Source organism: Micromonospora sp. NBC_01412, from assembly GCF_045040215.1.
GTDB lineage: Bacteria > Actinomycetota > Actinomycetes > Mycobacteriales > Micromonosporaceae > Micromonospora > Micromonospora rubida.
In genome coordinates this window covers 1,716,074-1,742,158 of sequence record NZ_CP109528.1, presented here as the reverse complement: position 1 = coordinate 1,742,158, position 26,085 = coordinate 1,716,074, and the positions used below count along the sequence as shown (strand labels likewise).

The 26,085-nt window shown below is 70.5% G+C and carries 22 protein-coding genes, 1 tRNA gene and 3 pseudogenes; 9 read left to right on the top strand and 17 right to left on the bottom strand.

The annotated features are described in order from the left end of the window. Nucleotides 1–13: 13 nt before the first annotated feature. The 14 genes and pseudogenes from OG617_RS07680 to OG617_RS07615 all read right to left on the bottom strand — a co-directional run bounded on the left by OG617_RS07680 (nt 14) and on the right by OG617_RS07615 (nt 13,494). Nucleotides 14–871, bottom strand: a complete 858-nt coding sequence (locus OG617_RS07680; RefSeq protein ID WP_405099955.1) for a hypothetical protein — start codon at nt 869–871, stop codon at nt 14–16. Nucleotides 872–1,259: 388 nt separating this feature from the next. Continuing rightward, nucleotides 1,260–2,500 (bottom strand): annotated as a pseudogene (locus tag OG617_RS07675) (IS701 family transposase). A 1,294-nt stretch (nt 2,501–3,794) separates the two neighbouring features. Then, nucleotides 3,795–4,307 (bottom strand): hypothetical protein, encoded by a 513-nt coding sequence (locus OG617_RS07670; RefSeq protein WP_405099953.1) that lies wholly within the window; start codon nt 4,305–4,307, stop codon nt 3,795–3,797. A gap of 146 nt (nt 4,308–4,453) precedes the next feature. After that, on the bottom strand, nt 4,454–5,122 hold the full coding sequence (locus tag OG617_RS07665; RefSeq protein WP_405099951.1) for a hypothetical protein: 669 nt from the start codon (nt 5,120–5,122) through the stop codon (nt 4,454–4,456). A gap of 852 nt (nt 5,123–5,974) precedes the next feature. After that, nucleotides 5,975–6,223 (bottom strand): hypothetical protein, encoded by a 249-nt coding sequence (locus OG617_RS07660; RefSeq protein ID WP_405099949.1) that lies wholly within the window; start codon nt 6,221–6,223, stop codon nt 5,975–5,977. Nucleotides 6,224–6,281: 58 nt separating this feature from the next. After that, a complete protein-coding gene (locus OG617_RS07655) occupies nt 6,282–6,551 on the bottom strand; it encodes a hypothetical protein (RefSeq protein WP_405099947.1) in 270 nt (89 codons plus the stop codon). A 52-nt stretch (nt 6,552–6,603) separates the two neighbouring features. After that, nucleotides 6,604–7,368 carry a leucine-rich repeat domain-containing protein gene (locus OG617_RS07650; RefSeq protein WP_405099945.1) on the bottom strand — a complete coding sequence of 255 codons (765 nt, stop codon included), beginning with the start codon at nt 7,366–7,368 and terminating at the stop codon, nt 6,604–6,606. Between the two features lie 227 nt (nt 7,369–7,595). Beyond that, nucleotides 7,596–8,257: pseudogene (locus OG617_RS07645) on the bottom strand (transposase). Between the two features lie 526 nt (nt 8,258–8,783). Further along, a complete protein-coding gene (locus OG617_RS07640; protein ID WP_405099943.1) occupies nt 8,784–9,527 on the bottom strand; it encodes a hypothetical protein in 744 nt (247 codons plus the stop codon). Between the two features lie 93 nt (nt 9,528–9,620). Then, nucleotides 9,621–9,809, bottom strand: coding sequence for a hypothetical protein (locus OG617_RS07635; protein WP_405099941.1), 189 nt, complete (start codon nt 9,807–9,809; stop codon nt 9,621–9,623). 257 nt (nt 9,810–10,066) lie between these two features. Next, on the bottom strand, nt 10,067–11,644 hold the full coding sequence (locus OG617_RS07630) for a tyrosine-type recombinase/integrase (RefSeq protein WP_405099939.1): 1,578 nt from the start codon (nt 11,642–11,644) through the stop codon (nt 10,067–10,069). Between the two features lie 68 nt (nt 11,645–11,712). Next, nucleotides 11,713–11,785 (bottom strand) — tRNA-Arg (locus OG617_RS07625). Nucleotides 11,786–11,910: 125 nt separating this feature from the next. Further along, nucleotides 11,911–12,966: an alpha/beta hydrolase gene (locus tag OG617_RS07620; protein ID WP_405099937.1), complete on the bottom strand. Its 1,056-nt coding sequence runs from the start codon at nt 12,964–12,966 to the stop codon at nt 11,911–11,913. A 96-nt stretch (nt 12,967–13,062) separates the two neighbouring features. Continuing rightward, complete coding sequence (locus OG617_RS07615) at nt 13,063–13,494, bottom strand: HPF/RaiA family ribosome-associated protein (RefSeq protein ID WP_396683097.1); 432 nt, start codon at nt 13,492–13,494, stop codon at nt 13,063–13,065. Between the two features lie 421 nt (nt 13,495–13,915). Between OG617_RS07615 and ssb the strand changes: the two genes are divergently transcribed. From ssb to OG617_RS07590, 5 genes are all read left to right on the top strand, one after another. After that, nucleotides 13,916–14,746 (top strand): single-stranded DNA-binding protein, encoded by an 831-nt coding sequence (gene ssb / locus OG617_RS07610; protein ID WP_405099935.1) that lies wholly within the window; start codon nt 13,916–13,918, stop codon nt 14,744–14,746. Nucleotides 14,747–15,069: 323 nt separating this feature from the next. Then, nucleotides 15,070–15,216, top strand: a complete 147-nt coding sequence (locus OG617_RS07605) for a VOC family protein (protein ID WP_405099933.1) — start codon at nt 15,070–15,072, stop codon at nt 15,214–15,216. Between the two features lie 441 nt (nt 15,217–15,657). Next, entirely contained in the window at nt 15,658–16,677 is a 1,020-nt protein-coding gene (locus OG617_RS07600; RefSeq protein WP_405099931.1) for a cobalamin biosynthesis protein, read from the top strand. Beyond that, nucleotides 16,674–18,218 carry a cobyric acid synthase gene (locus tag OG617_RS07595; RefSeq protein WP_405099929.1) on the top strand — a complete coding sequence of 515 codons (1,545 nt, stop codon included), beginning with the start codon at nt 16,674–16,676 and terminating at the stop codon, nt 18,216–18,218. Before OG617_RS07600 ends, OG617_RS07595 begins: the two co-directional genes overlap by 4 nt. 122 nt (nt 18,219–18,340) lie before the next feature. Beyond that, nucleotides 18,341–19,402 carry a hypothetical protein gene (locus OG617_RS07590; protein ID WP_405099927.1) on the top strand — a complete coding sequence of 354 codons (1,062 nt, stop codon included), beginning with the start codon at nt 18,341–18,343 and terminating at the stop codon, nt 19,400–19,402. A 24-nt stretch (nt 19,403–19,426) separates the two neighbouring features. Here OG617_RS07590 and OG617_RS07585 read toward each other — a convergent pair whose 3' ends face one another. Continuing rightward, nucleotides 19,427–19,828, bottom strand: a complete 402-nt coding sequence (locus tag OG617_RS07585) for a rhodanese-like domain-containing protein (RefSeq protein ID WP_396683252.1) — start codon at nt 19,826–19,828, stop codon at nt 19,427–19,429. Between OG617_RS07585 and OG617_RS07580 the strand changes: the two are divergent. The 4 genes and pseudogenes from OG617_RS07580 to OG617_RS07565 all read left to right on the top strand — a co-directional run bounded on the left by OG617_RS07580 (nt 19,763) and on the right by OG617_RS07565 (nt 23,996). After that, nucleotides 19,763–20,708, top strand: a pseudogene (locus tag OG617_RS07580) (hypothetical protein). The gene OG617_RS07585 and the pseudogene OG617_RS07580 overlap by 66 nt on opposite strands. Next, entirely contained in the window at nt 20,650–22,002 is a 1,353-nt protein-coding gene (locus OG617_RS07575; protein ID WP_405103533.1) for a dipeptidase, read from the top strand. The pseudogene OG617_RS07580 and the gene OG617_RS07575 overlap by 59 nt, the downstream one beginning before the upstream one ends. Nucleotides 22,003–22,079: 77 nt before the next feature. Then, nucleotides 22,080–22,286, top strand: a complete 207-nt coding sequence (locus OG617_RS07570) for a hypothetical protein (protein WP_396683083.1) — start codon at nt 22,080–22,082, stop codon at nt 22,284–22,286. Between the two features lie 129 nt (nt 22,287–22,415). Next, nucleotides 22,416–23,996, top strand: coding sequence for an ATP-dependent DNA ligase (locus OG617_RS07565; protein WP_405099924.1), 1,581 nt, complete (start codon nt 22,416–22,418; stop codon nt 23,994–23,996). A gap of 66 nt (nt 23,997–24,062) precedes the next feature. Here the strand turns inward: OG617_RS07565 and OG617_RS07560 are convergent, their stop codons facing one another. Further along, nucleotides 24,063–24,983, bottom strand: a complete 921-nt coding sequence (locus tag OG617_RS07560; protein WP_405099922.1) for a hypothetical protein — start codon at nt 24,981–24,983, stop codon at nt 24,063–24,065. A 207-nt stretch (nt 24,984–25,190) separates the two neighbouring features. Beyond that, the gene (locus tag OG617_RS07555; RefSeq protein WP_405099920.1) at nt 25,191–26,036 is read right to left on the bottom strand and encodes an SURF1 family protein; all 846 of its coding nucleotides are present in this window, start codon (nt 26,034–26,036) and stop codon (nt 25,191–25,193) included. Between the last annotated feature and the right edge of the window lie 49 nt (nt 26,037–26,085).

Here is a 26,085-nt window from a genome sequence, read left to right as displayed (position 1 = left end):
CGGCACCGGGTGCTTAAGGCGCGGCCACCACGACCTCGGCGACGTTCCCGCTGTAGCAGGTGGTGGTGGCGGTGTTCGGGGCGGAAACCGTGTGGGCACCGTAGACGACGTAAGTTACGCCGGTCTGGAGGTTGCGGCACTGGATCTGCACCCGGTAGCTACCGGTGTCACACTGGACGCTGCCCCGACCGTAGTAGCGCTTAATGCCCTCGTGGACCCACTCCATCCATGGTGCGCAGCCGGTGACACCGGTGCCCGGCGGATCCTGCACGGCGTACACCTGCTCCGCGACGTTCCCGCTGTAGCACGTGGTGGTGGCGGTGCTCGGGGCGTTGACGACCTCGGTGCCGTAGACGACGTAGCCCACGCCAGTCTGAGCGTTGCGGCACTGGATCTTCACCCGGTAGCTACCGGTGTCACACTGGACCCTGCCCCGACCGTAGTAGTGGCTACTGCCCTCGTGGACCCACTCCATCCACGGTGCGCAGCCGGTGACACCGGTGCCCGGCGGATCCTGCACGGCGTACACCTGCTCCGCGACGTTCCCGCTGTAGCACGTGGTGGTGGCGGTGCTCGGGGCGTTGACGACCTCGGTGCCGTAGACGACGTAGCCCACGCCAGTCTGAGCGTTGCGGCACTGGATCTTTACCTTGTAGCGCCCGGTCGAGCAGGTCACCTTGCCGCGGCCCTGGTAGTAGCTGTTTCCCTCGACGACCCATTCGATCGAGGTGGTGCAACCGGTAGGTGCGGACAGTGTGGACCCGACAGCGAGGGCGGCAGGCTCCGCTGCCGGGGCCGCCTCGGCGGGAGCCGTCAGAGCAGACAGGCCGAGAAGGGCCGCAGCGAGCGTCGCGAGGGTACGCCTGAACATGACAGTCTCCTGATGGCCGTGGGGTCACAGCTTTCGTCGCGGAATAGCCATGCTAGAGAAACTATCGATGCCCGTCGAGATTCTGGACCGGGTTGACGCGGATCAGGGCCGAGGTGCGCGCACGAACGCCACGGCCAAAACTCCGATAAGAGGGTGGCTGCCCTTCCCCTCGTACCCTGGAGGCCAGAGCTTGAGGGATAGAGGTTCAGCGGCTGGTGAGACGCGTCGATCTTCCGCCGGTTCGCCTCCACGACCTGCGCCACGGAGCAGCCTGTCAACGCTCCGGCAACTTTGACCCCGTGGGAGTCCGGGAAAATTGACCCCTCGCGGGTGGTCAGTCGCGGCGGGCGCGGTTCTCTTTGGCTAGTACTCCAGCCGGGGATTGTGATCACGGCTCGGTGAGGGCTTGCCGGGCGTAGTGGCTGGTCATGGCTCGTGCTTGGTGACGGCGTCGGCGTACGGACCAGAGCAGCGGGTCGCAGCGGCCGCGGGCGGGTTCGATGATCAGGACGTTGAACAGGTGGCGTAGTTCGTTGACGGTCAGCGGGATCAGTCCGGGCGGGTCGGGGCGGCTGCGGTGTGTGGTTGCGGCGGCGAGGAAGGCTGGGTGAGGATCGTCAGGGTGGTCCAGCGGTGCCAGGACGTCCAGCGGCGGTGTTGGTGCTGGTCCAGGCCGAGTCCGGTCTTCGCGGCTTGGAACGACTCTTCGATCTTCCAGCGGCGTCCGGCCACCAGGACGAGGGTGCGTAGCGGGACGGTCCCGGGTGCCCAGCAGCGGTAGAAGGCCAGCTCACCAGTGCGGCGGTTGCGGCGGATCAGCAGCCAGTGGTGCCCGCCGTGGGCGTCGGCGGCGTGCGGCAGGGCGGTGAGGGACCAGTCGTAGTAGCGGTGGCCCTTCGCGCCTCGACCCGCGGACATCCGCTGCCAGGCGGTGGCAGGAAGACCGGCGGCGAGGGCGTCGACCCGGTAGACGCCGAGGCCGGTGATCACCTGATGAGAGCAGGACACGGCCAGGACGTAGCCCAGTCGCAGCTGACGTAGCCGGGCTGCCAGGCGCGGATCATTGCCGTAGGCCTCGTCGCCGGCCGCCCATCGACACGGCAGCCCGGCGGTGACCGCTGCGGCGATCATCCGAGACGCCAGCTGCGGCTTGGTCGCGAACCGCACCTGCTCAGGGATGCCGGCCTCAGCGCGGCGCTCGGGGTCGTCGCACCAGGATTTCGGTAGGTAGAGGGCCGCGTCGAGCATCGCGTGACCGGCTGTCGTGGCGTAGACCAGATGCACGGCGAGCTGGCAGTTCTCGATCTTCCCGGCGGTGCCCGAATACTGCCGCTGCACGCCGACGGTGTGCCGGCCCTTCTTCAGATCGCCCGTCTCGTCGATGATCAGCACCGCCGCTACCTCGCCGAGGTGGTGGCCGATGAACTCGCGGACATCGGCCCGGACCTCGGCGTCGTCCAACTTCACCCGGGTCAGTAGGTCCTGCATCCCGTCCGGACCCGTGTCACCGGCATGCTCCGCGATCGTCCAGCAGTTCTTCCGCGGCAACGGCGCCAACAAGCCCCGAACAAAGTCACGCACCCGACGGCGCGGCTCCGGCCTGCGAAAACGTTGCCCGACCGTCAGCATCAGGTCGTCGAACAACACCCGCCACCGCTGGGCGTCTACCCTGTATCCGGCAGCCACCGCTGCATCATGGTCAGTCCACACAACCGCCCATGATCGACGGTGGCTGCCCTCGTTCCAGCACCGCATCGAACCCCAGCTCAGCCAAGGTCGGCTTCAAGAAGTACAAGCGCCACGGGGCAACGCGCAGGTCATCGCGGACGACCACCCTGCCCAATATCATCCGGACTGCTGCAAGCCTCAGGCACCGGGTCACCGAAGACCGCTGCGAGTAGCCCGGATGAGCGAAGCCGGCCTCCCCCTGGAAGCCGGCTTTCAGGCACGGCGGTCGGCCGTCAACCTCCTCGACGGACGCACTCGTCGGCCAGCTTGTCGACGAAGGGGCGCGCAAGCTGAAGCCACTGATCCCTCGGGATGCCGTCCAGATCGGCGATCGACTCGGCTAACTCGTCAATGTCGTCGTATGAGGCACGGAGGTGCGGTTCCCACCAGACCGTACTCTGGTGCCATTCGACCCTCGCCCACTTACGCCGCGGGCTGTCTCGAAGGATTCTTTGGACATCGCAGCGGGCGAGGCTGGCCTTGACGTGTGGGAAGGCCTTGGCCGCTAGAGGAAAGTTGCGCCAAGCGTGCCGGAAGCTCTGGTCTAGCGCCTGAGTGTTTGTGGTAATGGCGGTGACACCAAGGTCGAGGCAGCCGACGGCGAGGCCGTCGCCTACAAGGTGAGCTGGTCAGCGTCGGTGAATTTGCGGAGCATGGCGATGATTATCCCGTGGTGGCGCCAGGCCTAAGCGATGTCTCGCAGCGCGGTGACAGCCCGGACTGTCAGTGAGCCATTCCGCGTAACGGCGAGTGACGCTGGGTAACCGGTCGACGCTATTCCGATTTCGGAATAACGTCGAAAGGCGCCCGCCGGGTTCGGAGGGAGGCTGCGCGGAAAAGGCCCAATCCGAGCAAGACACGAACGGGACCTCGCCGCGCAGCCCACCCTGTACAGACCGACCAACCCTGCACCGATGGCGCCTGATCAAACCCCGACCTCACCTCGGCCCGCAACCACGGCCTGACTGTCCTGGACACATCACCCGCACCCAGACCGACCACCTCTGGCCAATACCCAAGCCGGTCGCAGCGCAGCCGCCGCCCCCAACCCCCGATGGACACCTTGAACTTCTCCCTGTCGGCGGCGCCGAAGTTCAGTTGACCACCCCGCCGCCGGGACCGGTGTATGTGACTCCGGTGCCGTCAATGTACAGAAACACGTCGGGCCATGCCTTGGACTCGATGATGACTGGCGTTAGTGACCTGGTAATCCCGGGTTTCTATTTCTATCTGCCGGCGGCTGTGGCGTTCGTGGGCCGTCTCCCGGACTGGGGACTCGGCGGGCTCTGTATTCGCGGGCCGCAGCGATGAGTTCCCGGAAGAACACGGATGGTGGTGTGATCTTGCCCTCATTTCCGATTGGGGAGGGCGCTAGCGGTATGAGCAGGTCGGTGTGGGGTGAGTGCAGCCACAGGGCCATCTGGTAGAGCTCCGGGATCCGCAGGAGTCGTAGGTCGAACCCGGCTGCTTCGAGCTGTGGCAGGGCCCGCGCCGCTTTGATCGCGGTGGCGGTGGCTCCCACGGATGAGCTTCTGTAGAAACTTGGCGGGAAGGTACGTTCCGGCGTCTCAGAGACTTCGGCGCCGGCGATCACGTTGCCGCCGGACTCCAGCAGGAAGCGCCAGCCTACCGGCTGCGCCCGCTCCAGACCACCATCGGCCTCGATATCGTCGGGTCCCAGGACGAACACCTGGTGCGGGGTGGACACCTCCACGTCCTCTGGGGCGACCTCACCCAGCAGCTTCGGGCCACCCCCGCCAGCCCTAGCGACATGGCCGAGCTTGGAGCGTGTTTCCTCCCGGATCCGACCCGGCGGCTCAGGCATATTCAACGGCATTGCGAACCTCTCTTAGGCTAGTTTCTCCGAGTTTTGTAAGTCCGGTTCCATGTGCCGTTTAAGCCGCCTGGATACCCTCCGAAAAGCGTATCCCATTCGATCCAGAGAATGGGAGTGTCTTCCAAGCCATCATGCAGCCCTCCCGTGTCCTCCCAGGGGTCATGCACGAATACGTGTACCAGTTCGTTGTTGTCTGCGCGGTAGCTATACCCCCAGATGTTGACGATGTGGCCGCTGAGCCCACCGCGCCAGCCTATGTTCATGACGATCGGGCGTCCGGCGTCTATCTCCGCCTTAACCTCCTCCTTCGTTAACGCCCTGAACCTTCTGAGCTCACCCCCGGTAATACTGTTGGTGTCACGGGAGAACTTGTTAGGGTCTTCACCTGCGGGAACTGGAACATCGTGCCCGGCCACTTGCAGCGCCGCCTCGTCCGGCCAGTGGCCGTTGTTGCACTCCCAGGGGCCGCCACCAGGCGCGCAACAGTTGTACGTCGGCTGATCAGGGTGTTGTGCGTGCCATGCAGCAAAGATCCGATCCATCACCGGGGTGGCCAGCTGACACTGGGTAAGACGGTGTGCGGCGGCGTAGTAGTTTGCAACGCTTACCGTCGTCGCGTTCCAGCACCAGTTGGTTTTCTCCTGGAACTGAATCCAAGACGAATACGGGCCGATGAACTTGACCATCACGTTCGTGTCTAGTTGTGTCATACGTCGTCCCTTCGCTGCGTGCGCCGTCGCCGGGGTTTCGGGATTCTGACGGTAGTGCCCAGACTTGAGGGTCGTCAATACGTTACAAGCAGTAGTCAGCCCGCACAGACAAATCACCGAGCCATTGCCCTAGATCCGATCCAATGTCAAGGGCCAAGTAAAAGTTCGGTCACAGTTTCCGTGAAAGGGCCCCGTAGGTCCACGGCCCTGCGCTGCGGTGCGATCCGCTGAGCTGTCCAAATGACCGTCTGATGTAGCAGCGAAGGCGGATACGTACTGATCCGTTCATGGAATTCATGACAGAACCGTAAAAGTCGCCGCTGGTGGCCAACGAATGTCCCCGCCCCTGACCACGTTAGGTCATGATCGACTTCTTGTGGCTCGGGTGCGAGCCTCCTGCATGCCGGAACTGAGCCATTCCGCGTAAACGGTTGACTACTGGGCATGGTCAGGTGGTGGGGGCGTGGTCGATATGGAGGATGACGAGCGCTGCGGCGACGATCTTTCCGATCCACCATGGATCGCCCGGACGCTGTTGTGGGCCTTGTTCAACTGCTGCTGCGCGAGGGTGAGCCGACCGCCCCTGGATCTCTTGAACGCCACGGTGATCGTGTCGGACTCGCCTTCGTAGCCCAGATCGCCCAGAGCGCGCAGGTCATCGGCCGCATTGGCGAGGGCGGGCAGGATCCCGGTGTGGGCGCGTACGGGCGGTCGTGTCGTGCTCACGCCCTAGGTGCCGACACCCGATGGCGCCGACGACGCCAACACCAAGCCCGAACCTGCCACTACCGACGACGCGGCTACCCCTGACCAACTGCCGTTGCAGTACTAAGCGGACGCTGCCCCTGGTTGCGCGACCCAGCCGGCGATGAGCGCAAGTCCGGAGTGGCGGTGCCTGGCCACGAACGCGAATGGCCGGTCCAGCAGCAGCCGCACCTGCAGTGAGCGCTTCGACGGTGGCGCGCCGGTGTACTGGATCCCTATCGCGGTCGCCACGACCGCCTCGAACCCTTCCGCGGTGAACGACGCGGTCAGGTCTTGTGCTGCCGCGCCGACGCCCAACGGGAGGTCACTCATGCCTGGTCGTAGAGCACCCCGACGGCGCCGGCCGGCCGGCTGTCTCGCCAGCGGGCTTTCAAATCCAGAGCCGGGCGGGCGCGGCCCGCAGGCCGGGCGTCGATCGCAGCAGCCCGACCAGTGCCGCCGCTGTGGACGCAGCGTCGTCGGTTGACACCCCCGTCGCCGCCGTCAACTCGTCGCGGCCCGGACCGTCGGCGGCCGGGGCCAGATAGGCAAGCAGTGGCCACACCCCGGCCCCGGACACCGCAGCCGAGGCTTCGGAGCCGAGCGTGTCCACCCACCGACGCGTCAGTGCGTTCGCGCCCGCCACCGCTTTGTCGATCACGGTGACACCGTACGCCTTTAGGGCAACGCCCGGCGCTGCCCGCCTCGCTGCTTCAGTCCGCCTCGCTGACCGTGACGCCACGCGCTCGCAGCTGCGCGATCTGGTGCTCGGGCAGTACGGCGAGCGGGGTGATTTTCAGCTCGCGCAGGTTGCGCAGCGCCTCTACGCCTGCCAGCGATCGGATGCGGAACTCGTCGGACTCGCCGTCCCACTGCTGCCACACCATGTGCGCCGTGAGGTGCCCACCCCCGAGCCAGCTGAGGGATTCGACGGTGTCGAGCGCCGCCTGGGGTATCACGACCGTCATCAGCCGGGCCAGGTTGCCTTCGTCGAACTCGAATTCGTCGAAGAAGTACGTCGGCGGCAGCTCGACCGAGCCCTTCAATCTATCGAGCACTGCCAGTTTCAGGATCGGATCACTGAATGGTGCCGCCGCCTTGACCGGGTCTGGCAGGAAGTTGTCCACCTGGACTCCGCGCGCGGCCAGCGCCGCGAGCACCTCGTGGCCCGCTGGGTGCAGCACGGCCGCACAGCCGATGTGCACCCGCTTGAGCTGATCGCAGGCCAGCAGCGGGGTCAGGTCCGCGTCCGGCGGCACACCGACCCACAGCAGCTCCAGCGCAGGCAGCGCGGTGAGCGGTCCGAGATCACTGACCTCGGATTCGCACAGGTTCAGGGTGCGCAGGCCAGGAAAGCCCTCGATGCCGGTCAGCGACCGGATCGTGCCGTCGGCGCCGTCCGGCAGCGCGTCCCACAGATCCGCCTCGTCGGTCCAGGACGCCTGATCTGCGTCCGCCAAGACTTCCAACGCGAGCACCTCGGCATACCGGGCTTTGAGCTCCTCGACCGGACGTTCGCGGATCTCGGCGACCGCGTCGTGAGATAGTCGGCCTCAAGCAGGGCCAAGCGCAGGCAGGGATCCACGCAGGCAACCTACCTGACCGTTTGGGCTGTATCCCGCCGGAGGCGCGTGCCTGCGCTCTGAGCCTCTAAGGATGCACCTTAGAGGACGTCTGATTCACGTATTTTGCCGGTTATGTGGGTTTAGCTGTGTCGCCAGGTTGGGGTGGTTTCGGCGGTGAGGCGTTTGGCGAGGTTGTCGATCATGGCGATGGTGATCATGCTGGCGGAGTTGTCGGGTCGGGCTTCGTAGTCGCAGACGAGTCGGCGGTGGTGTATGAGCCAGCCGAGGGTGCGTTCGACGACCCATCGGCGTTTGACCACGCTGAAGCCCTTGACCTGTGGGTCCTTGGTGACGATTTCGACGTCGACGCCGAGTTGGGCGCCGTGTTCGATGACGCGGTTTTTGAATCCGGCGTCGACCCAGGTCTTGGTCAGGGTGGGGTAGGTGGTGGTGGCCTGGTCGAGCAGGTCCATGCCGATGGTGTTGTCGCTGGCGCTGGCTGCGGTGACGGCGACGGCGAGGAGTAGGCCGAGGGTGTCGGTGATGATGCCGCGTTTGCGGCCGACGATCTTCTTTCCGGCGTCGGTGCCCTGTGTGGACAGTGGGACGTTGGTGGAGGTTTTCACGCTCTGGTGCGGTTGACGTACAGGATGGCGTTGAGGATCTCGCGTAGGTCGTGGGTGGGGGCGCGGCCGCTGACGCTGGCGTCGGTGCGGGCCTGTCGCCAGGCGGTCAGGCGGGGTGCGATCAGGGCCCACCGGGCGTCGGACAGGTCGGATGGATAGGCTCGTCGTTCGGTCATGGTGCAGGCGTACGGCGTGCGGGTGTCGGCTCGACGGACGTCATGTGCGTCGATGTCGGGGTGAAAGTGAACCAGACACGATCGCGGGGTGAAATGCTCTGATTCCGGTCAGGGTTGAACCGCGAGTAATAGCTTCATTCCGGATCAGAGTGGGCATCTTGGACTACCGGAGTCGAGATGTGAATCGGCCGCTACTGCCGAAGGTGAAACAAACGTCCAGTAAGAAGGGGTCGGAGGTGCCCCGGTTGAACGTGGTGACCTCCCAGCCAGCGTCGATGGCGGCCGTGACGATCGCGTGGCCTACGAACCAGGTTCCGCCGAGCACTAGCAAATGCATAGGTCCATCATGCCGAGCGGGGGTGATAGCCGGTCGGGCGGAGGGCGGCGGCACCCAGTTGCCGAGTTGGTATGTGATCTAGTCAAGGCGGCCCGCAAGCGGGCCGCCGGCCGGCCACGCTTGGGAGTCACAGGATCGGAAGACCTCGGGGCTCCGCCCCGAACCCCGGCCCTCCTCAGAAATCAGCTTTTAGCTCGTCCCTGCGTTTTCGCCTTCTTCTGGCGTCGCTGCCTCTTCGGAATCACCTACCGGACCCTCCGCGTGCAATGAAAGCACGTCGCCCAAGAGCAGGTAAGTTCCGGTGATGTAGCGGGACGCCTCAAACTTCGTGACTTCCGCGTGGACGCCCTTGTTTCCCGCGTCGGTGAATGCCGCGAGCCTTCGACCCAGGAATTCCAGATCGGAGACAATTACATCTCGCTGCGTCTCTCCAACTGTGGGGCGGGATAGAATCCAGTCTGCAAGTCGATTGATGTATTTCTCATCCGTCATTTCCCGCTTGCCGACGGGCGGACCGGGGGGCCGCAATGCATCCGCTACAGCCTTGATCAAGCGCCGGCATGCTGCCGCCGCGTTGGCCCATTGTTCGGGGTTGTCAGAAGCGGCATTTTCAAAGGCCGCCGAGAGTGCCTTCACTGCACCGGGCACCACCCGGGAGATGTCTCCGTCTACTTGTGATCTGACGATGGCGAAGGCAGATTCAACGGCAGCTCCGAACCGAAGCTCATAGTGTCTTGCCAGTACCCACTGATGTATGGCCCCTGAGACCCGATCGTGTACGCCCTTTAACTTTGCGACGTAGCTCCGTACGCCGGAACGCTCCGCCGTACTCCCGCGAGGAACCGCTAAATACTGGTTTGGATTCGCCGAAGAGATGCTCACTGGTCGGTCAGCGGCGGCAGATATCTGCGCCATGCCCGCCTCGATATCCATCGCCAGAGCACCCAGCGTTGTGGTCGTTGCGGTTTCTTTCCCGTCTTCGTCCTTTGTGACACGCCCGGATTTCTTGGCGGCGCTCCAACTTGATTAATCGAGCGAGCTCCCGGCAGGGTAGCCGGCTACCTCGTAGCCTAGCCACTCCATGGCATCGAAGTCATCGAGGATGCGTGCAAGACGGGATGCCTTCCGTGCGATCTGCAGCGCGTCCGTCTTGCCAAGCTCAATGTCCGCCAGCAGTTCGTCGGCGAGAGTGAGTGCCTGATCACGTCGATTCACGCGCACGAGGATAGCCGGTGGAGGCAGTCAAAGCCGCCCCAAGGAGGCCCGGGCCGAGTTGAAGTGGATCGCCGATCAGCCGGAGAGCCCAGAGACCACAGGGGATGGTTGGTCGGGCGAGTCCGCATCTAGTCCCCAAGAGGTCGGCGGACAGCAGGGGAGTGGTGTGAGATGTCGAGAAGTGTTTCCGCTGCTAGACCGCCATGTGCCCAGGTCGACGGCTCGTCTATCTTGATCTCGTAATGCGTGTGTCGGGGTCACCGTTGAGCAGACCGGGGTGGGATGGGCCGAATGTGTGCGGCACCCTGAGCCAGGTTGCCGCCAGGGCTATCTGGGGAGTTCTCATCGCGAGGGTATGCGACGGTCGCCCGGCGACCCCGGACAACGTCTATCAAGCCCTCTGCGGTCAGCAGAGCCACGGCCCGATGAGCGGTTCCGACCGAGACGCCGTGCGCCGCAGCGAGTTCGGCAACCGCCGGGAGTTGGTCGCCCGGCCGCAGCCGCCCGGCCGCGATCTGCTCGCGCAGCTCGGCGGCGATCCTCTGATACGGACTGCTTGCCCCCGTGCGCTGCGTCGGCGTGACCGGCCGCGGTGGCATCCGAGCCGCCAGCGTCCCGGCCGCACGCTGGTCCGATTCCGACAGCCAGGCTGCATAGACCCTGAGCGTCGTTGTCCCGCCACCGCCGTGACCGAGCCGGCCGGCGACGGTCCGCACGTCGACACCCGCGTTGATCAGCTCATTTGCCGAGTAGTGGCGCAGGGCGTGAATGTGGCTGGTGATGCCGAGCCGGGTAGCGAGCCGGCCGTACCGCTGGGTGATGGTGTCGGGCCGGTAGCCACGGCTGTTGTCCGGCTCGGGGGAGAAGACATAGTCAGTGGGCTCAGGGTCGGCGTCGAGCTGGCCCAGGCGGTCGAGGTACCGGCCGTGCAGTTCGCGCAGCACTTCGATCGTCTCCGCGTCGAGCGCTACCCGCCGCTGCTGGTGCGTCTTGGTGTCCTTCTCGCGCAGCGTGCCGTCTGCGTCCAGGTAGGAACTGTGTCGCAGCGTCAGTACGCCGGCGGCCAGGTCGAGATGGTGCCAGCGCAGCGCGCACAGCTCGCTGCGGCGGGCGCCGGTGGTCATGGCGAGCCAGACCAGCGAGCCCCAGTCCGGGTCGCGCCACGCCTCGTTGATGATGCGCGCGGCATCGGCCGGGTTCGGCGGCTGCGGGTCGGGATGCGGCGGCGCGGGCGGCTCGGCCTGCCCGGCCGGGTTGACGGCGATCCAGCGCCACCGGACGGCACGGCTGAGGGCACCACTGAGAATCCAGTGAATCTGCCGCACTGACGACGCGCTGAGCGGCTTGCAGACGTGCGGCCGGCACTTCGCCGTGCAGGTGTGCTCACCTGCCACCCGGTGCTTCACAAACGCCTTGCCGCCGCACCAGTCCCGACAGCGACGCAGGCTCGCGTAGAACGACTCCAACGTCTCAGCGTCGAGTCGACCGACCGGCAGTTTGCCGAGCACCGGCCGGACGTGCTTGTTTAGCTTGTTCACGTACCCCATGCGGGTGGTGGCCTCGATGTCGGCCACCTCAAGCCGCCGGTCTAGGAGTTGGTCGAGTGTGGCGCGGGTGCGCGGGTTGCGCCGCTCGTCCACCTGGGCCAGTAACCGGGTGCGCGCCTTCTCCGCATCCTTGGCGGCGGTGCGGCCGGCGGGGATGACCTCGGTCAGGTAGTGCCGCTTGCCACTGATCGGATCTTCGCCCGCGTAGACCTTCACTCTCAGTGAGCCGCTGGGCAGGGTTGCGATCTCGCCGCGTTGCCGCTTCCGACGTCCGTTCGAGGTTGCCACGCGGCAAAGCTAGCTCGTTCGCACCACGCGCCGCACCACGCGGCTTCATCGGCTGAGAGAAAGTGCTGTGCGCCCGGCAGGATTCGAACCTGCGGCCTTGGGATTAGAAGTCCCCTGCTCTATCCGCTGAGCTACGGGCGCGCGTCGTGGGTGTCGCGCCAAGAGGGTACCGCCGCACCTGCCGGGGCGAGTGCGACGGGGCGGCCGTCGGCGCCCGCCCAGCGTCGCATGATCCGCCCGCGTCGGGCACCCCAGTTTGGCCCCGGTCAGCTCGGCGCGGTCGTCTCCGCGCCCTGCTCGGCCACGCCCGGTCGTTGCTCGGCCGGCTCACGGCTGGCGGGCACCGAGGGCGTCGGGGGCACCGAGGGGGTCGGGCCGGCGCCGAGGAACGCCTCCGCCCACCGACCCACCTCGGCGAAGACCTTCTCGCGTACGGCGGGGCCGGAAAGGGTCAGGTCGTGCATGCCGCCGTCGAAGCGGGCCAGGGTCACGTGCCGGCCGAGGCGGGGCGCCCAGCGGACCATGTGCTCCACGTCCAGGACGGCGTCGGCGAGTGCCGCCGAGTCGTGCCACTTCGTGCCCCGGAAGCTGCGGGTGGAGCAGGCAAGCAGCACCGGCACCTGGATGTCGAGGCCGGCGCGGAGCTGCCGCTGGCCGGCGCGGATCGCAGCCAGCCAGCCGGCCCGGACCGGGAACCCGGCGAGCGGCTTCCACGCCAGGTCGTACGTCCACTCGCCGCGTCGCTCGGTGTGCAGGCTCTCGCCGTACACGTTGCCGACGCCGGCGGGGATGATGCGGCGCGGCGCCCGGCGGGCCAGGCGGGAGGCGGCGGCCGCGAGGGGTCTGCGCACCAGCCAGGGGGCGTTGATGTCGAAGAAGGGGCTGTTGAGGACGAGCCCGTCGACGATGCCGGAGTCGCGGCGGGCGTGCGCCCAGAGCGAGATGATCAGGCCGCCGGTGGAGTGGCCCATGGTGAGCAGGGTGTCGTGGCCGTCGTCCTCACAGATGATCTTCGCGGCGGCGTCCAGCTCGGGGAAGTAGTCGCCGAGGTCGCGGCAGAAGTTCGGGGTCTGGTGCGGCAGCAGGCTGCGGCCGTACTTGCGCAGGTCGAGGGCGTAGAAGTCCCAGCCCCGCTCGGCGAAGAAGTCGGCCACGTGGGTCTGGAAGAAGTAGTCGACGTAGCCGTGCACGTACAGCACGGCCCGGCCGGTGGGGCGGTCAGCCCGTCGGCGGACCAGGGTCGCGACGACCGGTCCCTCGTCGTCGGTGCCCAGGTCGATCGTCTGCCGCTCGTACGGCGGCCCCAGCACGTCCGGTTCCACGACCGCGACGGTACGCCGGGAACCTACCCGGCGGTAGCCCCGAAGCGGGAGGATGGGGCATATCCCACCCTCCCGCCGGTCCTGCTCAGGTCCTGATCAGGCCGTCTCGGCGGCGACCCGGGGCGCGTCGACGTCAACGTCGAGGTCGACCTCTCCCGCGCCTGCCCCAGCCTGGCCGGTGTCGCGCAGGTGCTTGTTGTGCCGGGGCTCCTGCTTGGTCTTGGCGTCGTTGAGCCGGCGACGCAGGTCGTCCCGCACGTCGTTGAGCGCGGCGTGCAGGTCCTCCTCCGACGAGGTGGTGACGATCTTCTGCCGGCCGGCGATCCAGCACTCCAGGGTGACCTTCTGCCCCCGGGCTTCCCGATCCTTCACCGACACCTCCAGCTCGGTGGCGTCGGCGTGGAAGCCGGCCAGCCGGGCGTCGAGGGTGGCGAACTGGGTGGCGATCCAGTTCCGGTCGCCCTGGGAGAACCCGGCACCGACGCGCAGGCACTCGGACACGGTCGCGGGGTTCGCCACGGCGCTCATCGGCGGGCCTCGCCCTCGGTACGGACGGAACCGGTCGTACGGAGTCGGCAGAGAGTCATCTTCCGTGGCCCTTCTGATCGGACGGCATGCCGCCTACTGTCAGCCGGCGCGCCGTCGGTGGTGCTCGCTTGATCAAAGCTGTACCCAGCCACAGGCCGTCCGGAAACACCCCGGCTCCGACTGTCCTGTGCCGGGCACCCCGTCCCCGGCGTCCGCGCCGACAGTCGGCGACCGGCCGCCGGCCGAGGCGTTGACTCCACCGGGGGACATAGCACATCGGGACCTTGATCAGGTCGTCGTCCACAGGCCGCTCCGTTGTCCACAGGTGGCGACCGATCGATGGCGACGAAGGGCCGGGACGGCCAGGCTCGGCGGTGAGTCGACTCGCCATGGCAAGTCCCGGTTCTCCCCTGGAGGGACGATGTTTGACACCCACGTAACGATCGTCGGAAACGTCTTGACCGCCCCCGAGTGGCGGCGCACCACCCAGAGCAACACGTTGGTGGCCAATTTCAAGGTCGCCTCCACCGCACGCCGGCTCGATCGGGACAGCGGCCGGTGGGTCGACGGCAACAGCCTTCGGGTACGCGTCAACTGCTGGCGCAAGCTGGCCGAGGGGGTCGCCTCCTCGGTGATGGTCGGCGACCCGGTCGTGGTGGCCGGCCGTCTCTACACCCGGGACTGGACCGACGAGGCCGGCAACCACCGCACCCTCTACGAGATGGAGGCGGTCGCGGTCGGGCACGACCTGGCCCGGGGGCGGGGGCGGTTCCTGCGCAACCGGCCGAGCATGGCCACCAGCATCGTCGAGGACGCCGAGGCCGAGACCCGGGTGCACGGGGAGCCGACCGAGCGGGTCCCGCGGGGGCAGGCGCCCGCCTCGCCGGCCGACCGTCCCTTCGACGAGGACTTCGAGCCGGGCGGCTTCGACCAGGCCCGGGGCTCGTTCGACGCCCCACACGTCGGGCGGGACCTGGCCGGTGGCCCCGGCTTCGAGGACCTGGCGGGGGACCCCTTCGACGACCGGGCCGACCCCGCCGACGACGACGAGCTGACGGAGTTGGGCGGGGACGACCTGTCCCCGTTGCCTGACGGCGAGGCGCCCTCCGGCGATGTCGCCCGGGCCGGTGAGGTCGGCCTGTCGGCCCAGGGCGGCCACGACGACCCGGAACCGTCCGGCGGGGAGCCGGACGGGGTGACACCCGACCGCCGGGGCCGGCGGGGCCGTGGACGGGTCCCGGTGTCCGCCTGACGATCGGCCGAGGCGCTCGACGGGCCGGCACGGGGCAGCCCGTCGAGCGTCGTCCGCCCCGATCCGCCGCCGCGGAGAGGACCGCCCCGGTGCCGGTTCTCCCACGGGGGAAGGAGACGGCACCGGGGCGGGCGGCGGCGGCTACCCGCGCGCCCGTGCCCAGGACAGGAAGCGGTCGGTGAGGTTGCCCGGGGGCGAGTCGGGGCTGAGCCGGGTCAGGTGCTCGGCCGCCTCCGGGCCCTGGCCTGGACGTCGGGGCACTGGTCGCTCGGCGTCCTGTCGCCCCGGGTGGCAGTGATCTCTGTTTCTCCTGGCCCGGGACGGTGGACGAGATTCTCGACCATCTCCAGCGGCACGGCGTCACCGTGGAGGCGGGGCCGGTCGACCGCGACGGCGGGCGCGGCCACGGCAGAAGTGTCTACTTCCGTGATCCCGACGGATCTCTGCTGGAGTTGATCAGTTACCGGTGACGGCCGGCGGTGGGCGCCGCATGGCGTAAGTCCCGTCACAGTGGTTCGAGAATGCCCTTTTCACCGCTGGTGCAGGTATTCGGCGCAGTCCGCCCCTTCTCGGCTCTTGGCCGATTGGTCCTTCGCATGCCCTTTGGAGTTGATGTCGTAAACGACTCGCCCGGGGCGATGTCGCAGACGACTTCAGCTCCAAAGAGCATGCGAAGGGGGTCCCGCCTCTGGGTGGTCGGCCCGGCTTTGGGTGGTCGGTCGAGCTCAGCGGCCGTCGCGGGGGTCGAAAACGGCGAGCGCGCCGGCGTCGCTGTACCGGGAACGCAGGTACTCGTCGGCCCTACGCGGCGGCGGGCCTGTTCGCTGAGCCGAGTCGTTGGAGGTGGGGTGGGCAACGAGTCATGGGGGTTTCCAGGGGCGGCTAGGCTGGCCGGCCGGAGGTGGTGGCGAGTGCGGCAGTCGGTCGCCGTGGCTAACGCGGCAGGTCTGGTGGCGGGGTATGCCCTGGACTCTCTCCTCGGTGACCCCCGGCGGTGGCATCCCGTGGCCGGCTTCGGCCGGGCGGCCGGGGCGCTGGAACAGCGCGTGTACCGGCCGGACCGTACCGCCGGTGTGGTGTTCACCGCGCTCGCCGTCGGCGTGCCGGTGCTGGTCGGCGCGGCGGCGACGGTGGCCACCCGGCACCGGCCGGTCGGCCGGGCGGTGCTGATGGCTGCCGCCACCTGGACCGTGCTCGGCGGGCGCACCCTGCGCCACGAGTCGAAGGTGATGGGCCGGGCGCTGCGCGGCGGGGACCTGCCGAAGGCCCGCCGCCGCCTGGGGCACCTGTGCGGGCGGGACCCGTCGACGCTCGACGAGCCGGAGCTGGCCCGCGCCACCGTCGAGTCGGTCGCCGAGAACACCTCCGACGCGGTGGTGGCGCCGCTGCTGTGGGGGGCGGTCGCCGGCCTGCCCGGCCTGCTCGGCTACCGCGCGGCCAACACGCTCGACGCGATGGTCGGCCACCGGTCGCCCCGGTACGCCCGGTTCGGCACCCCGGCGGCTCGCCTCGACGACGTGCTCAATCTCGCCCCGGCCCGGCTGACCGGGCTGCTCACGATCGCGGTCGCCCCGACCGCGCACGGCGACCGGGGCCGCGCGTGGCGGGTCTGGCTGCGGGACCGCAACGACCATCCCAGCCCGAACGCCGGGCAGTGTGAGGCGGCGATGGCCGGGGCGCTCGGCGTACGGCTCGGCGGGCGCAACATCTACTTCGGGCGGTCGGAGGTGCGGCCGTACCTGGGCGACGGGCCCCGCCCGGAGGCGCGGCACCTGAAGCGGGCCGCGCGGATCTCCGGCGCGGTCGGGCTGGCCGCGCTCGGCGTGGCCGCCGCGTACCCGGTGACCGTGGGTCGGCTGGCCGGCGCGGTGGCGAGGACGGGCTGGCGGGGCCTCGCCACCCGGGCGCGCGGGACCGGGCACGGGTGGTGAGCGGGGGGCTGCTGGTCGCGGGGACCACCTCCGACGCGGGCAAGAGCGTGCTCACCGCCGGGATCTGCCGGTGGCTGCACCGGCGTGGGGTGAGGGTCGCGCCGTTCAAGGCGCAGAACATGTCCAACAACTCGGCGGTGGTGGTCGGCCCGGACGGCCGGGGCGGCGAGATCGGGCGGGCCCAGGCGATGCAGGCGGCGGCCTGCGGGATCGCCCCCGACCTGCGGTTCAACCCGGTGCTGCTCAAGCCGGGCAGCGACCGGTCCAGCCAGGTGGTGCTGCTCGGCGAGGCCGTCGACACGGTCACCGCCGGCAACTACCACGCCCTGCGGCCCCGGCTCGCCGAGGCGGCGTTCGCCGCGCTCGCCGAGCTGCGCGAGGCGTACGACGTGGTGGTCTGTGAGGGGGCCGGCAGCCCGGCGGAGATCAACCTGCGGGCCGGTGACTACGTGAACATGGGGTTGGCCCGGCACGCCGGCCTGCCCACGATCGTGGTGGGCGACATCGACCGGGGCGGGGTGTTCGCCTCGATGTTCGGCACCGTGGCCCTGCTCGACCCGGCCGACCAGGCGCTGATCGCCGGCTTCGTGATCAACAAGTTCCGGGGCGACCTCGGGCTGCTCCAGCCGGGGCTGGACATGCTGCACCGGGTCACCGGCCGTCCCACGTACGGGGTGCTGCCCTGGCACCTCGACCTGTGGCTCGACGCCGAGGACTCCCTCGCGTACGGCCGGGTGCTCGGCCGGCCGGCGGCCCCGCACGGCGCCGACTGGCTGGACGTGGCGGTCGTCCGGCTGCCCCGGATCAGCAACGCCACCGACGTCGAGGCGCTGGCCACCGAGCCCGGCGTCCGGGTCCGGCTGACCGTGGAGCCCGCCGAGTTGGCCGCCGCCGACGTGGTCGTGCTCCCCGGCTCCAAGTCCACAGTGGCCGACCTCGCCTGGCTGAGGGAGACCGGGCTGGCCGACGCCGTGCTCGTCCACGCGGCGGCCGGCAAGCCGGTGCTCGGCATCTGCGGCGGCTTCCAGATGCTCGGCCGCGCCGTGCACGACCCGGTGGAGAGCCGCGCCGGCAGCGTCCCCGGGCTGGGCCTGCTGCCCGTCGAGGTCACCTTCGAGGAGCGCAAGACCGTCCGGCAATCAGCCGGCACCGCCGCTGCCGACCCCGGGGTCCCGGTCCGGGGGTACGAGATCCACCACGGGTACGTCTCGTCGGCCGACCCGACGCTGCCGCCCCTGCTGACGTACGACGATGGCACCGGCGAGGGGGCGGTGCTCGGCGCGGTGTGCGGCACCCACTGGCACGGGGCCTTCGAGTCCGACGCGTTCCGCCGCCGGTTCCTCACCGAGGCGGCCCGGCTCGCCGGCCGCACGGGCTTCCTGGTCGCCCCGGACACCGCGTTCGCCGCCGCCCGCGAGCGCTCCCTGAACCTGCTCGGTGACCTGGTCGAGGAGCACCTGGACACCGACGCCCTGTGGCGACTGATCGAGTCCGGCCCGCCCGCCGGACTCCCGTTCATCCCACCCGGCGCGCCCGGCTGACCGACCGCCCTTCGACAGTGACGTGTCGCACATTTCCGGACAGTCGCAGGCCGGCCACCCCGAGTCGATCACGGGCTTGGCGGAGGGCCGTGACGGGCGAGCGCGCTCGCTAGGCTGCGCCGATGATCTTCAACCGCAGGGGCAAGCTGGCGGACCGGATCGCTGCCGTCGAGGCGGCCGTACGCGGGCGCGACGGCACCGCCATGACCAGGGCCGTGCCGAGGGTCTGGCAGGTGGCGCCGCAGGCGTCCGTCGTGGAACTGGACGCGGTCCTGCCCCGGTGCGTGGCGCTGCTGCCGCAGCTCGGCGCCGGGGCCGGGGGCCAGTTCTCCGTCCTCTGCGGGGCGCTGGTCGAGCTGGGCGCCCGCCCCGACCCGCTGGTCGTCCCGGTGGCCGACGGGTTCGCCGCCGCCCTCACCGGCGCGCACCGGTTCCGGTCCGGCTGGCAGCGGGTACGCGGCGACGACGCGCTGCCCGACCCCGAGGACCCCGGCACCATGGACGCGGCGATCGGGGTGCTGACCGAGGCGTACGGCGACGAGCAGGCCGCCCTCGACGCGGTCCAGGGCTGGTACGCGGCCGGCACCTGGGCCATGCCCGCGATCACCCTGTTGCAGCAGTCCGCCGCCGCGCGGGCCACATTCCCGCACCGGGAGCGGCTGCTCGCGGTCGGGGCGGAGCTGGCCGGCGAGCGGCCCGACCTGGAGTGCGTCCTCGGGCTGCTGCGGGTGCTCGACGGCGAGCGGCTGCTCGTGCTGCACCGGGCGACGGGCCAGGGCTGGCGGGTAACCATCGACGGCGTCGCCGACAACTTCCAGCTGCACACCCTGCTGGCGGGGGCGCTCGCCGGGCCGGCCGAGCGGGGGCTGATCGAGGGACTGACCGTCGACCCGTCCTGGGTCGAGGTGGCCACCGATGCCCCCGAGGACCGGTTCAGCGGCACGGTCGTCGGCAGTTTCAACCTGGTCGACGGGCACGGCAAGTGGATCTGGAACGAGGGCGCCCCGGCGGACATCCCGCTCTTCGAGGACACCCGCGTCGTGGTCCTGGACCCGCCGCCGTACCAGCGGAGCTGGAACAACATCCGGCGGTTCCCCCTGATGTCCGCGGCGCTGACCGTGGAGGAGACGCTCGCTCCGGCCGAGGCCGCCGACTGGCTGGCCCGGGTCGCCGAACCCGCCTGACCGCAGCGTCGGACGACGGGCGGGTCAGTAACGGATGTCGGCGGGGCGGTCGGACATCGGCAGCCCCGCCTCCCGCCACGCCTGCACCCCGCCGACCATGTCGGTGGCGCGGTGCAGGCCGAGCGTCCGCAGGCTGGCCACGGCCAGGCTGGAGCTGTAGCCCTGCCGGCACACCAGCACGATCTCCCGGTCGTACCCGGTGGCCTCGGGGATGCGCCAGTCGCTGGCCGGGTCCAGCCGCCACTCCAGCACCGTCCGGTCGATGACGACCGCGCCGGGCAGCTCGCCCTGTTCCCGGCGCTGCGGCTCGGTTCGGGTGTCGACGAGCAGCGCGCCGAGGCGTACCGTCTCGACGGTCTCGTGCGGGGTCAGCCGGCGGACCCCGGAGCGGGCCTGTTCCAGCAGGGCGTCGACGCCCGGGCTCATCACGTTGTGGCGCACGGCACGATCATGCCCGCCGCCCGGGTGGTCCGTGCGGTGAAACGGCCTCGGTTCGACCGGACGACGTACCCGCCGTGGGCGGGGCGCCCCGGACCGCTAGCGTCGGGTCCGTGGTGGTGCCGGTCGTCGAGACGTACGCCGAACTGGGCCGGCGGGTGCTGGCCGGGCCGGCGCGGTTGGGGCGTACCCGACTGGTGGCGGTCGACGGGCCCAGCGGCGCGGGGAAGAGCGTCTTCGCCGCGCGCCTCGCGGATGCCCTCGCCGCGCTGCCCGGCGGCGGGCGACCGCCGGTGGTGCACACCGACGACCTTCTCGACGGCTGGGACGACCAGCTCACCTTCTGGCCCCGGCTGGAATCGCGGGTGCTCGCGCCGCTGCGCGCCGGCCGGCCGGGCGGGTACCAGCGGTACAGCTGGGTGCGCCGGTCCTTCCTGCCCCGCGAGGTGCCGGTGCCGCCCGTTCCCGTGGTGCTCGTCGAGGGGGTCAGCTCGGCGCGGGCCGTGGTCCGGCCCGAGCTGACCCTGGCGGTCCTGGTCGCCGCGCCCGCCGAGCGGCGGCTGACCCGGGCGGTGGCCCGGGACGGGCCGGGAATCCTGCCGGAGCTGCGCCGCTGGCACGCCGGCGAGCGGGCGCACTTCGCCGCCGACGCGACGGCCGACGCGGTGGACCTCGTGGTCGACGGCGACCCGGCGGTGCCGCACGATCCCGACCGGGAGTACGTCCGCCTCCGGGAGTAGGTCCGCCTCTGGGGGAACGGCGGGTGAAGGTAAGGCCGGCATACCATGCCGGTCATGACCTTACCGATCATGTCCGACGCCGAGGTGCGGGCCGCCGTCGAGCGGGAACTGCCCGGCGTCCGCGCTGACCTGGAACGACTCGTCCGCATCCCCGGCATCGCCTTCGAGGGCTTCGACCACTCGCACGTGGAACGCTCGGCCGAGGCCGTGGCGGAGCTGCTGCGCGGCTGCGACCTCGACGTGCGGATCGTGCGCTCGGGCGGGCAGCCGGCGGTGATCGGGACGAGGGCCGCCCCGCCCGGTGCGCCGACCGTGCTGCTCTACGCCCACCACGACGTGCAGCCGGTCGGCGACCTGTCGCTGTGGGAGTCCGACCCGTTCGAGCCGGTCGAGCGCGACGGCCGTCTGTACGGGCGGGGCGCCGCCGACGACAAGGCGGGAATCATGGCGCACGTCGCGGCGCTGCGCGCGTTCGGGGACCGGCTCCCGGTCGGCGTGGTGCTGTTCATCGAGGGCGAGGAGGAGTACGGCTCGGACTCGCTGGAGCGGCTGCTCGCCGAGCACCGCGACGAGCTCGCCTCGGACGTGATCGTGATCGCCGACTCCGGCAACTGGGACATCGGCGTGCCGGCGCTGACCACCTCGCTGCGCGGCATCGTCAACTGCTTCGTCGAGGTCCGCACCCTGGACCACGCTGTGCACAGCGGCATGTTCGGCGGCCCGGTGCCGGACGCGCTGACCGCGCTGGCCCGACTGCTGGCCACCCTGCACGACGACGCCGGAGACGTGGCCGTGGCCGGGCTGGTCGCCCGGGAGGGCGCCTCCGTCGACTACCCGGAGGACCGGTTCCGGGTCGAGGCCGGGCTGGCCGAGGGGGTGTCGTTCATCGGCACCGGCCGGATCACCGACCGGCTGTGGACCAAGCCGGCGCTCGCGGTGCTGGGCATCGACGCCCCGGCCACCGGCGAGGCCCCGAACGCCCTGGTCCCGGCGGCCAAGGCCAAGCTGAGCGTACGGCTGGCGCCGGGCGACGACCCGAAGCGGGCGTACGCGGCGCTCCAGGAGCACCTCGCCAAGCACACGCCGTGGGGCGCCCGGCTGACAGTGACGATCGAGCACGACGGCGACCCGTGCGTCATCGACGCGTCCGGGCCGATGTTCGACGCGGCGCGGGACGCCTTCCGTACCGCCTGGGACGGCACCGATCCCGTGGACATCGGCATCGGCGGCTCGATCCCGTTCATCGCCACCTTCCAGGAGATGTTCCCGCAGGCCGCGATCCTGGTGACCGGCGTCGAGGACCCGCACGCCCGGGCACACGGGCCGAACGAGAGCCTGCACCTCGGCGAGTTCGCCCGGGTCTGCGGGGCCGAGGCGTTGCTGCTGGCCAAGGTGGCCGCCACCGGCACGAACCGGAGTTAGGTGACGAAACGGTAACGCCCTGGTTCCGGCGGACGTTCTCGGCGTGTCGGGAGTTGGGCTGTTATAGCCTTTCGAACATGAGTACGAACGAGGTGATGGGCCGGCTTGAGGCCGCCGTCAGCGCTCTGGGGGACGTCGACGTCTCCGCGTGGCCCGAGGACACGCTCAAGGAACGGATCGGTGATCTCTCCACCGCCCTGGTCGCGCTCGACGCGGTGCTCTCCCGGGTCGCCGACGAGGTGCGCGCCCGCGGCCTGCGCATCGAGGAGCCCGTTCCGGCCTGATCGGTCGTCGCCGGGCCGGTCTGGGGGGAGCGGTCCGGCGTAGGGGGCGGCTGGGCGGCCGGAAGCGGCAACTTCCGGCGTCCGCCGCGTATCCCCAGCGGTGTCGGGGGTGGCTGGCAGGATGGGAGCGTGCGGTTCCTGGACCTGGCGGCCACCTCCGCCGCCGTGGGCGCCACCAGCGGCCGGCGGGCCAAGGTGGAGCTGCTCGTCGCCGCCCTGAAGTCCCTCGACCCGGCCGAGGTTCCGGCGGGGGCCGGCTGGCTCGCCGGCGAGCTGCGGCAACGCCAGACCGGCGTCGGCTGGGCCGGCCTGCGCGACCTGCCGCCGCCTGCCGCCGAGCCGACCCTGACCGTCCTCGCGGTCGACGCCGCGGTCGACGAGATCGCGGCGGTGCGCGGCCCCGGCTCCCAGGCCCGTCGCCGGGCGTTGCTCGACGCCCTCTTCGCCGCGGCCACCGCCGACGAGCAGCGCATGCTGCGCGGGCTGTTCAGCGGCGAGCTGCGCCAGGGTGCCCAGGCCGGGCTGCTCGCCGACGCGGTCGCCCGGGCCGCCGACGTGCCGCTCGGCGCCGTCCGCCGGGCCCTGCTGCTCGCCGGTGACCTGCGCGCGGTCGCGGTGGCCGCCCTGCGCGGCGGTGCCGTGGCGCTGGCCGACTTCGGGCTCCAGGTCGGCCGCCCGCTCGCCCCGATGCTGGCGCAGAGCGCCCCCTCGGTCGACGAGGCGCTGGCCGCGACCGGCGTCCCCGCCGTGGTCGACGTGAAGCTCGACGGCATCCGCATCCAGGTGCACCGCGCCGGCTCCGACATCGCCGTCTTCACCCGCAGCCTGGACGAGATCACCGCCCGGGTGCCTGAGGTGGTCGCCGCCGTCCGGGCGTTGCCCGCCCGGGAGTTGGTGCTCGACGGCGAGGCGATCGGGTTGGACGCCACCGGCCGGCCGCTGCCGTTCCAGCAGACGTCCAGCCGGGCCGCCCGCCGCACCACGCCGACCAGCGCCGGCCCCGTCCCGGTCGCACCGGCGGTCCTCGCCGCCGCCGGGACCACCGGCGAGGCGGTGCTGACGCCGTACTTCTTCGACCTGCTGCACCTCGACGGGGAGGACCTGGTCGACCGGCCCGGCCGGGAGCGGTGGGCGGCGCTGGCCGGGGCCGTCGACCCGACGCTGCTGGTCGGGCGGGTGGAGGTCGACGGCCCGGAGCCGGCCGGGGCTGCCTTCGCCGCCGCCGTGGACGCCGGCCAGGAGGGGGTGGTGGTCAAGTCCCTCGACGCCCCCTACGACGCCGGGCGGCGCGGCGCGGCCTGGGTGAAGGTGAAACCCCGGCACACCCTCGACCTGGTGGTGCTCGCGGTGGAGTGGGGCAGCGGCCGGCGCAGCGGGTGGCTGTCGAACCTGCACCTCGGCGCGCGGGACCCGGGCAGCGGCGAGTTCGTCATGCTCGGCAAGACGTTCAAGGGGCTCACCGACGAGGTGCTGCGCTGGCAGACCGAGCGGTTCCTCGCCCTCGCCGTCGAGCGGGGCGACTGGGTGGTCCGGGTCCGCCCCGAGCAGGTCGTGGAGATCGCCTTCGACGGCGTACAGGCCAGCTCCCGCTACCCGGGCGGGGTGGCGCTGCGCTTCGCCCGCGTGGTCCGCTACCGCAGCGACAAGACCGCCGCCGAGGCGGACACGATCGACTCGGTCCGGGCCATCCACGCCGGTCGCCGCCCCTGACCGGCCCCGGGACCGCCCCGGCGGCGGGGCGCTGGCGGGATGGCCCCGGGGCCGGCGGCGTCGGGGTCAGTGCATCGACAGGGACCGGGCGTAGTTGACCTGGTTGTTGACGTGCATGACCTGACTCTGGTCGGTGACAGGGATGCGGGCCACGTACTGCCGGTGCCCGCTGGTGACCGTGACCTGCACGGTGCCGTGGTGCCGGGTCTCCTTGATCAGCAGGAAGAGCAGGCTGAAGATGGTGAGGCAGAAGAACCCGAGGATGGCGCAGACGATCGCCCAGGGGGCGATCTTCTCCTCCTTCTGCCAGTAGTCGGCCACGTGCCACTGCGCCCCGGCCAGGGGCAGCACGCCGGCGGGCGTACGGATCTCCGGCGGCGTGACCATGATCTCGCCGATCTGCACCGCCACGGCGGACGGCGTCACGTACTGAGGGCCGCCGCCCGGGGCCACGGTCGGCGGTGCCATCAGGGGCGGGTGCGGCCCGAGCCGACCGGCGTCCGGCGGTGCCGAGTACTGGTCCGGCGGCGCGGAGTACGGGCCCGGAAGCGCCGAGTACTGAACCGGCGGCGCGGAGTACTGAACCGGCGGCGCGGAATACGGGTCCGGCGGTGTGGAGTACGGGGTGGGTGGAGCGGAGTACGGGTCCGGCGGTGTGGAGTACGGGGTGGGTGGAGCGGAGTACTGGTCCGGCGGCGCGGAGTGCTGAGCGGGCGGCGGCGCCGAGTACTGGGCTGCCGGGACCTGGTCGCCCGGCGGGACGGGGAACGGTCGAGTGGCGGGCAGCGCGGCGGGCGGGGGAACTGGCGGGGGAGCGGCGAACGGGTCGGCCGTGGCCGGGAACCCTGCCGGCGGGGTCGAGTACGTCGTCGACCGGGGCGGGACCGCCCAGGGATCGGCCGACGGGTGCGTCGCCGTCATCGGCTCCGGCGGGTGGGCCGGGGGCGGCGGCTCCGGGTGCGGCGGGGGCGTGGGATCAGGGGTCACCGTGACCCCCCACGGGAGTTGATCACCCGCGGACACTACAACGTTCCGCCGGGTCGCGGTCCCGCCGACCGTCCGGTGGCTGGCCAGCCGATCGTCCGGTGGCTGGTCGGACACCACTCCGAACCGTCGACATCGCGTCGTCCCGCGCTCGCGAGCGGGCGATGTCGACGACACCGAGTCGATCAGGGCGGCCCGCGCCGCAGGGGGTCAGGCCGGGGTGGTGGGCGTGACCGTGGTCGGCGTGACCGGCGTGGGCTCGGCGGCTCGGTCGATCGACTTGCGCGGCTCGTCCAGCCCGGCCATCCGGCGGGCCTCCCGCCGGGCCACCCAGCCGTAGCCGAAGAGCGTCATGGCGGCGAACAGCCACCACTGCACCACGTACCCGAAGTTCTGCCAGTTGTTGGTGTGCCCGATCGGCACCGCCTGGAACAGCGGGTCGGTGGCCGGCGTCTGCTCGTCCAGCAGGACGTACGCGCCGTGCACCGGGTACGGCAGCTCGTCGGCCAGCCGGGAGACGGCGATCCGGCGGGTCTCCAGCCGGCCCGCGCGCCGGTCGACGGCCCCGCCGCCGCTTTCGGTCGGGTGCACCCGACCCACCACGGTCACCTCGCCCTGCGGCACGGGCGGAAGCTGCGGCTGGGCCATGGCCCCGCCGGGTGCCGGCGGCACCCAGCCCTGGTCGACGAGCACGGCCGTGCCGTCGGCGAGGAGTAGCGGGGTGACCACCTCGAAGCCGACCCGGTTGTCGACTGTCCGGCCGCGCACCAGGACGACGTTCGCGGTGTCGTACCGGCCGGTCGCGGTGACCCGGGTCCAGGTGGCCTCGTCGGCGGGGGCCGGGCCGGCGGTGCCGGCGCCCCCGCTCGGTGCGGGCACGGCGTCCCGCAGCGGCACCGGGGCCATCCGCTCGCCGACGTCGATCCGCTCGTTGATCGCCGTCCGGCCCCGGTACCGGTCCAGCTGCCAGTTGCCGAGCAGCACCATCACGGCCGCAGCGACCAGGGTCAGTGCGAGGATGCCCAGCCAGCGTGGCGTCAGAAGGAACCGGTACACGTGTCGAGGCTACCCGTATGACAGCCACCACAGCCCCGCGGCAGCCCAC